Origin of the sequence: Klebsiella sp. MISC125 (genome assembly GCF_051131775.1) — a bacterium.
Classification (GTDB): domain Bacteria; phylum Pseudomonadota; class Gammaproteobacteria; order Enterobacterales; family Enterobacteriaceae; genus Klebsiella.
The window spans coordinates 5,275,748-5,288,342 of sequence record NZ_CP180448.1 but is presented as its reverse complement, the minus strand read 5'-3'; the positions used below and the strand labels follow the sequence as shown (position 1 = coordinate 5,288,342).

Sequence of the window (12,595 nt, the reverse complement as noted above, 5' to 3'; positions counted from 1 at the left end):
ACTCGTTAGTGAGTACACACGACAGGTGGCGTAACATGACCCAACAATCCCCTTATTCAGCAGCCGTAGCCGAACAGCGTCATCAGGAGTGGCTGCGCTTCGTGGCGCTTTTGCAGCAGGCATACGCCGACGATTTGCATCTGCCGCTTTTACAACTCATGCTGACTCCCGACGAGCGCGAGGCGCTGGGGACGCGAGTGCGTATTATTGAAGAGCTGCTGCGCGGCGAGATGAGCCAGCGCGAGCTGAAAAACGAGCTTGGCGCCGGGATTGCGACTATCACCCGTGGCTCAAATAGCCTGAAGTCAGCCCCGGCGGAGCTTCGCCAGTGGCTGGAACAATCGCTGCTGAAAGTTAACGATAAATAGCGTTATGAAACGGGCTTAGCGCCAGCACGACCGCCTGATGATAAACGCTGCTGCGCGTAAGCTTCCCGGCGGTAAACACGCCAATGGCTCCCTCTTTGCGACCAATCTCATCGATGCCGGTATACTGCGACATCACCGGCCCCAGGGCTTCGCCAGCGCGAACTTTTTCAAGAATAACTTGTGGGAGCGGCAGAGTCGCTGAGCGCGCTTCGCCGCGCAGATTCCCATCATCAATCACTACCCAGCTAAAAGTGCTGCCTTCGTCGATCCCGGCTTCAATGGCTACCCAGAAGTCGGCATTTGGCTGCGCGCGGCGCGCATTCGTCACGCGGTTTCGTGCGCCAGCGCGCGTTTCGTCGCTACCGAATGGCTGTTCCGGCACGCCGCTCTCGACGGAGACGGACTCAATATGGCAGGATCCTTCACCGAAGATCTCGTTAAAAGCCTGCAGAATTGCCTGAATTTTGGCGGGATTAGTGGTAGCTGAGACAACATGGTGCATAATCAAAACAACTCAGAATTACTTAACATCATCGCAGTATACTCCAAATCATTGTTGTTGCTGGCGGCTATGCTTGTCACTCAATGGTTAAGAGCTCAGAACGGATAATAAAGCATGTTAGAGGTATACCTTGTTCGCCACGGCGAAACGCAGTGGAACGCCGAGCGACGTATTCAGGGCCAGTCGGACAGTCCACTTACCGCCCACGGTGAGCGTCAGGCCTGGCAAGTCGGCGAGCGTGCCAGAACGTTGGGCATCACGCATATTATCGCCAGCGATTTAGGCCGTACGCGGCGCACAGCGGAAATCATTGCTGAAGCCTGTGGTTGCAACATCATTCCTGAGCCCCGCTTGCGTGAGCTGGATATGGGCGTGCTTGAGAAACGCCATATCGACTCGTTGAGCGAGGAAGAAGAGGGTTGGCGTCGGCAACTGGTTAACGGCACGCCAGACGGTCGTATTCCGCAAGGGGAGTCAATGCAAGAGCTGAGCGATCGTATGCATGCGGCGCTGGCGTCTTGTCTGGAACTGCCTGCGGGCAGTCGGCCGCTGCTGGTGAGTCATGGGATGGCGCTGGGCTGTCTGGTGAGTACGATTCTTGGCTTGCCGGCGTATGCCGAGCGTCGCTTGCGCTTGCGCAACTGCTCCATTTCCCGCGTTGATTATCAGCAAAGCCCCTGGCTGGCATCAGGCTGGGTTGTAGAAACCGCGGGGGATGTTTCGCATCTTGATGCCCCCGCGATGGATGAACTACAGCGTTAACGACGAATCGGGATCAGGTACTCGCAGCGCAGCTGAATAGGTGGTTCCTGATTCCGGCTTTCATCTTCCGGGAAGAAACGCTCAATATCCAGACCCTTACGGCGGGTGAGGTTGAGCATCGGCATACAGGTGCCGTAAACCGTCAGGATAAACTCCTGTAAACCCGTACCTAAACCTTCGTAGGTAAACATCACGTACTCGCCGCCTTCCAGAATAACGGGATGGGAGTTGTGCAGGTGACCGTTAGCCAGTTCTGGCGTCAGCGCGGTGGTGTAGAACACCTCTTGCTCATCGTCTTTATCCTGGCTTGGACGCGGCTCATGCAGCCCGTACAAGGTCGGAGGAATCGTCGGCGTATTGGCAAGGAATTCTCGCCAGAATTGGACGCGCATCTGGTTACGGAAATCGGAGATTTCCTCCAGCTTGCAGGTGTAGCTCTGGGTGACGCCAACCAGTTGAGTCGTGTTAAGGGTGACAAACTCGTGTTTAGGCATCGCGAACTCGCCCAGGCGCAGTGGGGGACGCATACCGTAAGAGCTCCAGTCTGGAGAACGACGATAAAGAGCTGGCGTTAGTGAAAATTGCTTTTTGAACGCGCGCGTAAAGGTCTGCTGCGAATCAAAGCGATACTGCAACGCAATATCCAGAATCGGACGCGCGGTCAGGCGTAGGGCTACCGCCGACTTGGATAAGCGACGGGCGCGAATATAGGCACCGATGGCGTGGCCGGTTACGTCCTTGAACATTCTTTGTAAATGCCACTTGGAATAGCCTGCCTTCGCTGCCACATTGTCCAGTGAGAGTGGTTGATCCAGGTGACCTTCCAGCCAGCTAAGGAGATCGCGAATAATCCCTGCTTGATCCATAAAATATCCCCATCCTTAAACTCAGGTGCCTGATACTAAAGGTAGCGGATAATAGCATTTTTTGATGTTTTAGCATTCAGTGTTTTTTTTGCTTTTAAATGCGATTATTCCAGATGTTATGGTGGTAATTTTGTAAAGCTGTGATCTATAAAACTTTTCTTCTTAATGTGTGATAATCACTCAGCTAAATTTTTAAGAATGGTAACAATATGAAATACAAGAAGTTAGTTGCGGGTATGTTTTTACTGGCCGGCTGTCAGATGGCGCAGGCGGAGCAAATCGGCTCGGTGGATACCGTGTTTAAGTTTCTCGGACCGGACCATAAGATAGTCGTTGAGGCTTTTGACGACCCGGATGTCCAGAACGTGACGTGTTATATCAGCCGGGCGAAAACCGGGGGAATTAAAGGCGGATTGGGTCTGGCGGAAGATACCTCTGATGCCGCGATATCCTGTCAGCAGGTAGGGCCCATTGAGCTGACGGATAAAATTAAAAAAGGCAAAACCCAGGGCGATGTAGTCTTCCAGAAACGTACCTCGCTGGTATTTAAAAAGCTGCAGGTCGTGCGTTTTTACGATGCCAAACGTAACGCGCTGGTCTATCTGACCTATTCGGATAAAATCGTTGACGGCTCGCCGAAGAATGCCATTAGCGCCGTGCCAATTATGCCATGGAATAAATAACAGGGAACGACGATGCAACAACCGCGGATCTGGTTGGTGGAAGATGAGTTGAGCATTGCGGATACGCTGGTCTACATGCTGCAACAGGAAGGTTTTATCGTTACGGCGTTTGAACGTGGACTGCCTGCACTTGATGCGGCCCACCTTCAGGTACCCGACCTGGCGATTCTTGATGTTGGGCTGCCTGATATCAGCGGCTTTGAACTATGCCGTCGGCTGCTGGCCCGCCATCCGGCGCTACCGGTGCTGTTTCTGACGGCCCGTAGTGAAGAGGTGGATAAGTTACTTGGCCTGGAAATCGGTGCTGATGATTATATCGCCAAGCCTTTTTCCCCTCGTGAAGTCTGCGCCAGAGTGCGCACTGTCCTGCGGCGGTTGCAGAAATTCGCGGCTCCTTCGTCGCTAATGCGCGTGGGGGAGTTTACGCTCAATGATGCCTCCGCCCTGGTGACGTGGTACGGTCAATCGTTGAATCTCACCCGCTATGAGTTTCTGCTGTTAAAAACGCTACTGCACGCCCCTGGTCGCATATTTTCCCGCCAGCAGCTTATGGAGCAGGTATGGGGCGATGCGAACGAGAGCTTCGATCGCACCGTTGATACCCATATCAAAACCCTGCGCGCTAAGCTGCGCGAAGTGAATCCCAACATCTCCCCCATCAATACGCATCGCGGCATGGGCTATAGCCTCGGAGGCTTCTGATGCGCATTGGGATGCGCTTGTTGTTGGGCTACTTCTTGATTGTGGCGATTGCGGCGTGGTTTGTTCTCTCCATTTTCGTCCAGGAGATTAAGCCGGGCGTGCGGCGGGCAACGGAAGGCACGTTGATCGATACCGCGACCTTGCTCGCAGAGCTGGCTCGTGAGGACCTGCTTTCCGCCGATCCGCAGCATGGACGCCTGGCCCAGGCCTTTCAGACGCTTCATCGTCAGCCGATCAACGCCAACATCGCCGGTATTAACAAAGTTCGCAATGAATATCACGTCTACATGACCGATGCGCAAGGGAAGGTGGTGTTTGATTCCACGGGTAAAGCGCTGGGACAAGACTACTCTCGCTGGAACGATGTCTGGCTTACATTGCGCGGACAGTACGGTGCGCGCAGCACGCGCAGTGACCCGAACGATGATAATAGTTCGATTATGTATATCGCCGCACCGGTCACTGATAATGGTCGAATTATTGGCGTGCTGAGCGTCGGCAAACCGAACCTGGCCATGGCACCGGTTATCAAACGTAGCGAGCGGCGTATTCTGTGGGCGAGCGGCGCACTGCTGGGAATTGCACTACTGATTGGCGCCGGGATGGTGTGGTGGATTAATTTCTCCATCGGTAAGCTGGTTCGTTACGCAGATTCGGTGACTGCCGACCGGCCGGTTCCGTTGCCGGATGTGGGCAGCAGCGAACTGCGTAAGCTGGCGCAGGCGCTGGAGAGTATGCGTCTCAAGCTGGAGGGTAAAAACGCGATTGAGAACTATGTTTATGCGCTGACTCATGAGCTGAAGAGTCCGCTGGCGGCAATTCGCGGCGCGGCGGAAATTCTCTATGAAGGTCCTCCACCTGAGATAGCTGCGCGCTTTACTGGCAATATCCTCGCGCAAAATGCGCGGATGCAGTCTCTGGTGGAAAACCTGCTCCAGCAGGCGCGACTGGAGAATCGTCTGGAGATTGCGCGGCGCCCTGTCTCTGTCGCTGCTCTTTTTAGCCGTCTGGCCGAAGAGCGCGAAATCGCGTTAGCGGCGAAAAAACTTACGCTGCGTTGGCAAGAAACGTCTCTGACGGTTGAAGGCGATCGCGAGCTTTTGGCGCAGGCGCTAGGTAATCTGCTGGATAACGCTATTGATTTTACGCCTGTTGAAGGAGAGATCCTGCTTGGCGCACAGGAAAGCGATGGCGGCGTGCTATTAACGGTGAGCGATACGGGTAGCGGTATTCCGGATTATGCCCTGGGACGCATCTTTGAGCGTTTCTATTCTTTACCGCGTGAAAATGGTCATAAAAGTAGTGGCCTGGGCCTGGCATTTGTCCGTGAAGTCGCACGCTTACATCAGGGAGATATCCAGTTGATCAATCGTCCCGAAGGCGGCGTGTGCGCTTTGCTAAGACTTCACGCTCACTTCACATAGCTTCAAACTCCCCCCACATAGCCCATCTAAGGTGTACCCATCACTAAGGAGAGGGCTATGTTGAAATCACCACTATTCTGGAAAATGAGCACCCTGCTGGGATGCATTTTACTGTTGTCGATCCCGCTGATGATCGTCAGGCAACTGATCGTTGAACGTGCGGATTATCGCAGCGATGTTGTCGATGCTCTACAGAGCAGTACTAGCGGGTCGCAAAAGCTGACCGGGCCGCTGATTGCTATTCCCGTTACCGAGACGCTGACCCGCATTGAAGATAAAAAAGAGGTTGAGTATCAACGTAGTTGGCTGCATTACTGGTTGCCAGAAACGCTGGCGATAACCGGAAAACAGAATGTTGAATCGCGGAAAATCGGCATTTATGAAGGTCAAATTTGGCACAACGATCTCGGAATTAAAGCGCATTTCGACGTTTCCCGTCTGGCTGAACTCAAAAAAGACAATATTGCGTTGGGCCAACCTTTTATGGTGGTCGGCGTTAGCGATGCACGCGGGATTGGCGCTATCGTCGCGCCGCAGATTAATGGTGAGACGTTGTCCGTAGAGCCAGGGCTCGGTCTTAGCGGTAGCGGAGAGGGCATTCATATGCCGATGCCGTTGTTATCATCTGAACAAAAAGCGCTGGATGTTGAATTCACACTTAACCTGAACGGAACCGGGAGCTTCTCGGTGGTGCCGATCGGACGCAACAGTGAACTACAACTGGCCAGCAACTGGGCACACCCTGGTTTTCTCGGCGATTTTCTTCCCGTTAACCGTGAGGTCAGCGCTTCGGGCTACAGCGCTCACTGGCAAAGCAGCTGGTTTGCCAACAACATGGCGAAGTTTTTTGTTGACGATCGGGAGGTTGAGTGGCGACAGCTGCCTGCTTTCAACGTCAACGTTACCACACCAGCCGATCAGTACCAGCTGACCGATCGAGCGACGAAATATGCCATTCTGTTGATTTCACTAACTTTCATGGCATTTTTCGTATTCGAAAGTTTAACCCAGCGCCGTTTGCACCCGATGCAGTATCTGCTGGTGGGGCTGTCGTTAGTGATGTTCTACCTGGTATTGCTGGCGCTTTCTGAGCATATCGGCTTTACACCATCCTGGATTGTCGCCAGCCTGATAGGGGCATTAATCAACGGGGTGTATCTGCATGCCGTCATGAAAGGGTGGCGTAATAGTTTGCTTTTCGTCTGCGCGTTATTACTGCTGGATGGTGTGATGTGGATGCTCTTGCGTTCAGAAGATAGTGCCTTGTTGTTGGGGACTGGAGTGCTGCTATTGGCGTTGAGTGCGCTGATGTTCCTGACGCGCCATGTTGACTGGTATGCTTTATCTCTCCCGAAGCCGAAGGAAGAGCAGCCAGGTGGCGATGGCAATGACGGTGGTGATAGTGGTAGCGACGACAAACTCAGAATCTGGAAATAAAAAAAACGGCGCGAATAGCGCCGTTTTTACGTTATTACCGCAAGAGAACCAGAGTTATTCCTGCAGGTCGCCACAGAAGCGGTACCCTTCGCCATGAATGGTGGCGATGATTTCCGGGGTATCCGGAGTGGACTCAAAATGCTTACGAATGCGACGGATGGTCACGTCTACGGTACGATCGTGTGGCTTAAGCTCACGACCGGTCATTTTCTTCAGTAGTTCTGCGCGAGACTGGATTTTGCCTGGATTTTCGCAGAAGTGCAGCATGGCGCGGAATTCACTGCGCGGCAGCTTGTACTGCTCACCATTTGGGCTTACCAGTGAACGACTGTTGATATCCAGTTCCCAACCGTTGAATTTATAACTTTCTACGCTGCGGCGTTCTTCACTCGGCGTACCCAGATTCATGGTACGGGAGAGCAGGTTGCGTGCGCGAATCGTCAGTTCACGAGGGTTAAATGGTTTAGTGATATAGTCATCGGCACCGATTTCGAGGCCAAGAATCTTATCCACTTCGTTATCGCGACCGGTAAGGAACATTAGCGCGACGTCCGCCTGTTCACGCAATTCGCGTGCTAACAGGAGACCATTTTTACCTGGTAGGTTAATATCCATGATCACCAGGTTGATATCATTTTCAGACAGGATCTGATGCATTTCCGCGCCATCGGTCGCTTCGAATACATCGTAACCTTCTGCTTCGAAAATACTTTTTAACGTGTTGCGTGTTACCAACTCGTCTTCAACGATAAGAATGTGCGGGGTCTGCATGTTTGCTACCTAAATTGCCAACTAAATCGAAACAGGAAGTACCAAAGTCCCTGACCTGCCTGGTACATGTCGCAAATTAACATGCCCGGCGTAACATGACTAAAGTACGTAATTGCGTTCTTGATGCACTTTCCATCAACGTCAACAACAACATTAGCTCGGTCGTGGGTACTTTCCCTCTGGACCCGACGGTGTCAAAAACGGCTGTCATCCTAACCATTTTAACAGCAACATAACAGGCTAAGAGAGTCCTGACACCCAATAAAACTACGCTTCGTTGACATATATCAAGTTCAATTGTAGCACGTTAACAGTCTTGTGAAATCATTGCATCGATATGCGATTCATCGTCACAATTCATACACGGCTCAATTAGTTGCGCTAAGAAAATAATAAATATGATGAATCCAACGCCTTGAAACGTACTCTGACATAAATTTCATTGCCAAACATGTGGATAAAGACGTTCTGTTAACATACTCCGTGTCGTGGGGCCTTGGGAATAGTTTAGTTTTTTTTATGGGTGATCAAACTCAAATTTAGTGATTTTTGTTGCAAATTTGTAAATTCTCAACGCGTAAAATGAACGCGTGGAGTGATATTTCCGCTGCGTAAAAAGGTAAAAGAGAAACCGAATGCGTTTATCAATTGTATTAGTGTCCCCCGCTCGGGCTGAGAACGTAGGTGCTGCAGCACGAGCAATGAAAACAATGGGGTTTAGCGACATGCGTATCGTCGATAGCGATGCTCATTTGCAGCCTGCGGCGCGCTGGGTTGCACACGGCTCCGGGGATATTCTCGATAATATCAGCACTTATCCCACCCTGGAGCAGGCGCTACATGATGTCGATTTTACTGTTGCCACCACTGCCCGTAGCCGGGCGCGTTTCCATTACTACGCGACGCCGCAGCAGCTGTTGCCGCTGCTGGAGGAGAAAGCGCAGTGGATGAATCATGCCGCGCTGGTGTTTGGTCGTGAAGATTCCGGGCTAACTAACGAAGAGCTGGCCCTTGCCGATGTGTTGACTGGTGTACCGATGGTGGCGGACTATCCTTCGCTGAACTTAGGACAGTCGGTGATGGTGTATTGCTATCAACTGACCTCTTTGTTGCAGCAAACCCCGGCGACATCTGCCGGCGTGGATGATAATCAGCTGCAGGCATTACGTCTAAGAACGCTCGACTTGCTCACCCGACTGGGTGTCGGGGATGATATAAAACTTACCGATTGGCTACAGCAGCGAATCGGTCTTTTACAACAGCGCGATACTGCGATGCTGCATCGTTTATTGCATGATATTGAAAAAAACCTATCAGAGTAAAGTGCTGTCATATTATTTTTATATGGTTTTATATTCTGATTTCATCTGTCCTTATGCGTAAACCCGGGGGGATTGTCAGGTAATTATGGCGCATTGACCGGGTGCGCAAAAAATGGCTAAAAGTAGAAAATCGTTGACTTAAGTCGACAGATACTTTAACCAATATAGGCACAGGACACAGACAGATAAAAATTACAGAGTACACAACATCCATGAATCGCATCGGCATGATTACCACGATTATCACCACCACTATTACCACAGGTAACGGTGCGGGCTGACGCGTACAGGAAACACAGAAAAAAGCCCGCACCTGAACAGTGCGGGCTTTTTTTTTCGATAAAAGATTAAGGGGTTACAACCATGCGTGTGTTGAAGTTCGGCGGTACATCAGTGGCAAATGCAGAACGTTTTCTGCGAGTTGCCGATATTCTGGAGAGCAATGCCAGGCAGGGGCAGGTAGCCACCGTACTTTCTGCCCCTGCGAAGATTACTAACCACCTGGTTGCGATGATTGAGAAAACGATCGGTGGTCAGGATGCACTTACCAATATCGCCGATGCCGAACGCATTTTTGCCGAACTTCTGCAGGGGCTCGCTGAGGCCCAACCTGGTTTCCCGCTTGCTCAGCTGAAAATTTTTGTTGAGCAAGAATTTGCGCAAATCAAGCATGTGCTGCACGGTATCAGCCTGCTTGGGCAGTGCCCGGATAGCGTCAACGCTTCGCTAATCTGCCGGGGTGAAAAGCTTTCTATCGCGATTATGGCCGGTCTGCTGGAAGCGCGTGGTCATCACGTCACGGTCATTAACCCAGTCGAAAAATTGCTAGCAGTAGGTCACTACCTTGAGTCCACAGTTGATATCGCTGAATCGACTCGCCGCATTGTCGCCAGTCAGATCCCATCAGACCATATGGTGCTGATGGCCGGTTTCACCGCGGGCAATGAAAAGGGTGAACTGGTGGTTCTGGGTCGTAACGGTTCTGACTACTCCGCCGCGGTACTGGCTGCCTGCCTGCGCGCCGACTGTTGTGAAATCTGGACTGACGTCGATGGTGTTTATACCTGCGACCCTCGTCAGGTGCCAGATGCACGCCTGCTGAAGTCGATGTCTTATCAGGAAGCGATGGAGCTTTCTTATTTTGGCGCCAAAGTTCTGCACCCGCGCACCATTGCGCCAATCGCCCAGTTCCAGATCCCCTGTTTAATCAAAAATACGGGCAACCCGCAGGCTCCAGGCACGCTTATCGGTGCGAGTCTTGATGAAGATGGTCTGCCGGTGAAGGGGATCTCCAATCTTAATAATATGGCGATGTTCAACGTCTCCGGTCCGGGCATGAAAGGCATGGTAGGAATGGCGGCGCGTGTTTTTGCTACCATGTCTCGCGCCGGAATTTCTGTCGTTTTGATCACTCAATCCTCTTCGGAATACAGCATCAGCTTCTGCGTACCGCAGAGCGACTGCGCGCGGGCGAAGCGGGTGATGGAAGAAGAGTTCTATCTGGAACTGAAAGAGGGCCAACTGGAACCGCTTTCTATTATGGACCGTCTGGCGATCATCTCTGTTGTCGGTGATGGGATGCGGACTCTGCGCGGTATCTCCGCCAAGTTCTTTGCCGCGCTGGCGCGCGCCAACATCAATATTGTCGCGATTGCTCAGGGCTCTTCCGAGCGTTCTATCTCTGTTGTTGTCAGCAATGATGACGCAACAACCGGCGTGCGCGTGACTCACCAGATGCTGTTCAATACCGATCAGGTCATTGAAGTGTTTGTTATCGGTGTCGGCGGTGTCGGCGGTGCGCTGATCGAACAGATCAAGCGCCAGCAAAGCTGGCTGAAGAGTAAACATATCGATCTGCGCGTTTGCGGCGTCGCCAATTCTCACGCTTTGCTGACCAACGTACACGGTCTCAATCTTGAACACTGGCGCGATGAGCTGGTGGAGGCCAAAGATGGATTTAATTTGGGTCGACTTATTCGTTTGGTGAAAGAGTATCACCTGTTGAACCCGGTTATTGTCGACTGTACCTCCAGCCAGGCCGTCGCCGATCAGTACGCGGATTTCTTGCGCGAAGGCTTCCACGTGGTCACGCCGAACAAAAAGGCGAATACCTCATCACTGGATTACTATCACCAACTGCGTCATGCCGCGAGCAGCTCTCGGCGTAAGTTCTTATACGACACCAACGTCGGCGCGGGCCTACCGGTCATTGAAAACCTGCAAAATCTGCTGAATGCTGGCGATGAGCTGCTGCACTTCTCCGGTATTCTGTCCGGCTCGCTGTCGTTTATCTTCGGTAAGCTGGATGAAGGCATGAGTTTCTCTGATGCAACGAAGCTGGCGCGTGAGATGGGCTACACCGAACCGGATCCGCGTGACGATCTTTCCGGCGTTGATGTTGCGCGCAAGCTGCTGATCCTGGCACGTGAAACCGGGCGTGAGCTGGAGCTGTCTGACATTATCGTTGAGCCGGCGCTGTCTGCAGGTTTTGACGCCAGCGGCGATGTTGAAAGCTTTATGGCACGCCTGCCTTCTCTCGATGATGAGTTTGCCTCACGGGTCGCTAAAGCGCGCGATGAAGGTAAAGTCTTGCGTTATGTTGGTAACATCGAAGAGGATGGCACCTGCCGCGTGAAAATTGCCGCGGTTGACGGCAACGATCCGCTGTTCAAAGTGAAAAACGGCGAGAACGCGCTGGCCTTTTACAGCCACTATTATCAGCCGCTGCCGCTGGTGCTGCGCGGCTATGGCGCGGGTAACGATGTAACGGCGGCGGGCGTATTCGCTGACCTGCTGCGTACCCTGTCATGGAAGTTAGGAGTTTAAGATGGTCAAAGTATATGCCCCGGCTTCCAGTGCCAATATGAGCGTCGGGTTTGATGTGCTGGGGGCTGCGGTGACGCCGGTCGACGGTACGCTGCTGGGCGACAATGTGACGGTGGAAGCCGCTGAGAGCTTCAGCCTGCAAAACGTTGGTCGTTTCGCCAGCAAGCTGCCGACAGTTCCGCAGGAAAATATCGTCTATCAATGCTGGGAGCGTTTCTGTCAGGAAATTGGCAAAAAGATCCCGGTGGCGATGACGCTGGAAAAAAATATGCCGATCGGTTCTGGCCTGGGTTCCAGCGCCTGTTCCGTCGTCGCCGCGCTGGTGGCAATGAATGAATTCTGCGGTAAACCACTCAATGAAACCCGGATGCTGGCGCTGATGGGCGAGATGGAAGGGCGGATTTCCGGCAGTATTCATTACGATAACGTCGCGCCTTGCTACCTTGGCGGTATCCAGTTGATGCTTGAGGAAAACGGCATCATCAGTCAGCAGATTCCAGGGTTTGACGAGTGGCTATGGGTGCTGGCTTATCCGGGGATTAAAGTCTCAACGGCGGAAGCGCGGGCGATTCTCCCGGCACAGTATCGCCGCCAGGACTGTATCGCACACGGTCGCCATCTGGCGGGCTTCATTCACGCCTGCTATACCCGTCAGCCTCAGCTGGCGGCGAAATTGATGAAAGATGTGATTGCCGAACCGTATCGTACCAAACTACTGCCGGGCTTCAGCGAAGCGCGTCAGGCAGCAATGGAAATTGGCGCGCAGGCGTGCGGCATTTCCGGTTCCGGTCCGACGTTGTTCGCGTTATGCGATAAACCGGAAACCGCGCAGCGCGTCGCCGACTGGCTGGCTACGCACTATCTGCAAAATCAGGAAGGCTTCGTTCATATTTGCCGGCTGGACACGGCGGGCGCTCGAGTAGTGGGATAAC

14 protein-coding genes and 1 other annotated feature are annotated in these 12,595 nt (G+C 52.6%); of the genes, 11 read left to right on the top strand and 3 right to left on the bottom strand.

Annotation, left to right across the window (positions count from 1 at the left end):
- The first annotated feature begins 35 nt into the window (after positions 1 to 35).
- Positions 36 to 368: a trp operon repressor gene (gene trpR / locus ACMYSL_RS24745; RefSeq protein ID WP_110272684.1), complete on the top strand. Its 333-nt coding sequence runs from the start codon at positions 36 to 38 to the stop codon at positions 366 to 368.
- Here trpR and yjjX read toward each other — a convergent pair.
- Positions 355 to 870, bottom strand: coding sequence for an inosine/xanthosine triphosphatase (gene yjjX, locus ACMYSL_RS24740; RefSeq protein WP_112215068.1), 516 nt, complete (start codon positions 868 to 870; stop codon positions 355 to 357). The two genes, trpR and yjjX, sit on opposite strands and share 14 nt — an antisense overlap.
- Before the next feature lie 114 nt (positions 871 to 984).
- Between yjjX and gpmB the strand changes: the two genes are divergently transcribed.
- Positions 985 to 1,632, top strand: coding sequence for a 2,3-diphosphoglycerate-dependent phosphoglycerate mutase GpmB (gene gpmB / locus ACMYSL_RS24735; RefSeq protein WP_182236155.1), 648 nt, complete (start codon positions 985 to 987; stop codon positions 1,630 to 1,632).
- Here gpmB and robA read toward each other — a convergent pair.
- Entirely contained in the window at positions 1,629 to 2,498 is an 870-nt protein-coding gene (gene robA / locus ACMYSL_RS24730; protein ID WP_110272681.1) for an MDR efflux pump AcrAB transcriptional activator RobA, read from the bottom strand. The genes gpmB and robA overlap by 4 nt on opposite strands.
- 209 nt (positions 2,499 to 2,707) lie before the next feature.
- Between robA and creA the strand changes: the two genes are divergently transcribed.
- From creA to creD, 4 genes are read left to right on the top strand one after another with little or no spacing between them, the layout of a single operon-like run.
- Complete coding sequence (gene creA / locus ACMYSL_RS24725) at positions 2,708 to 3,181, top strand: protein CreA (protein WP_434660217.1); 474 nt, start codon at positions 2,708 to 2,710, stop codon at positions 3,179 to 3,181.
- 12 nt (positions 3,182 to 3,193) lie between these two features.
- A complete protein-coding gene (gene creB, locus ACMYSL_RS24720) occupies positions 3,194 to 3,883 on the top strand; it encodes a two-component system response regulator CreB (RefSeq protein ID WP_304255780.1) in 690 nt (229 codons plus the stop codon).
- Positions 3,883 to 5,307 (top strand): two-component system sensor histidine kinase CreC, encoded by a 1,425-nt coding sequence (gene creC, locus ACMYSL_RS24715; protein WP_434660216.1) that lies wholly within the window; start codon positions 3,883 to 3,885, stop codon positions 5,305 to 5,307. Before creB ends, creC begins: the two co-directional genes overlap by 1 nt.
- A 57-nt stretch (positions 5,308 to 5,364) precedes the next feature.
- Positions 5,365 to 6,744, top strand: coding sequence for a cell envelope integrity protein CreD (gene creD / locus ACMYSL_RS24710; protein WP_434660214.1), 1,380 nt, complete (start codon positions 5,365 to 5,367; stop codon positions 6,742 to 6,744).
- 54 nt (positions 6,745 to 6,798) lie between these two features.
- Here the strand turns inward: creD and arcA are convergent, their stop codons facing one another.
- Complete coding sequence (arcA, locus tag ACMYSL_RS24705; protein ID WP_004132265.1) at positions 6,799 to 7,515, bottom strand: two-component system response regulator ArcA; 717 nt, start codon at positions 7,513 to 7,515, stop codon at positions 6,799 to 6,801.
- 95 nt (positions 7,516 to 7,610) lie between these two features.
- Between arcA and yjjY the strand changes: the two genes are divergently transcribed.
- From yjjY to thrB, 5 genes are all read left to right on the top strand, one after another.
- Positions 7,611 to 7,751 carry a protein YjjY gene (gene yjjY / locus ACMYSL_RS24700; protein ID WP_110272677.1) on the top strand — a complete coding sequence of 47 codons (141 nt, stop codon included), beginning with the start codon at positions 7,611 to 7,613 and terminating at the stop codon, positions 7,749 to 7,751.
- A gap of 399 nt (positions 7,752 to 8,150) precedes the next feature.
- On the top strand, positions 8,151 to 8,837 hold the full coding sequence (locus tag ACMYSL_RS24695) for a tRNA/rRNA methyltransferase (RefSeq protein WP_434660213.1): 687 nt from the start codon (positions 8,151 to 8,153) through the stop codon (positions 8,835 to 8,837).
- 212 nt (positions 8,838 to 9,049) lie between these two features.
- Positions 9,050 to 9,118 (top strand): thr operon leader peptide, encoded by a 69-nt coding sequence (thrL, locus tag ACMYSL_RS24690; protein WP_004222578.1) that lies wholly within the window; start codon positions 9,050 to 9,052, stop codon positions 9,116 to 9,118.
- Positions 9,057 to 9,174, top strand: a sequence feature (Thr leader region). (Overlaps the previous gene by 62 nt.)
- A gap of 26 nt (positions 9,175 to 9,200) precedes the next feature.
- Positions 9,201 to 11,663, top strand: a complete 2,463-nt coding sequence (gene thrA / locus ACMYSL_RS24685) for a bifunctional aspartate kinase/homoserine dehydrogenase I (protein ID WP_181483690.1) — start codon at positions 9,201 to 9,203, stop codon at positions 11,661 to 11,663.
- Position 11,664: 1 nt separating this feature from the next.
- Positions 11,665 to 12,594: a homoserine kinase gene (gene thrB, locus ACMYSL_RS24680; RefSeq protein WP_181483689.1), complete on the top strand. Its 930-nt coding sequence runs from the start codon at positions 11,665 to 11,667 to the stop codon at positions 12,592 to 12,594.
- Position 12,595: the final 1 nt, after the last annotated feature.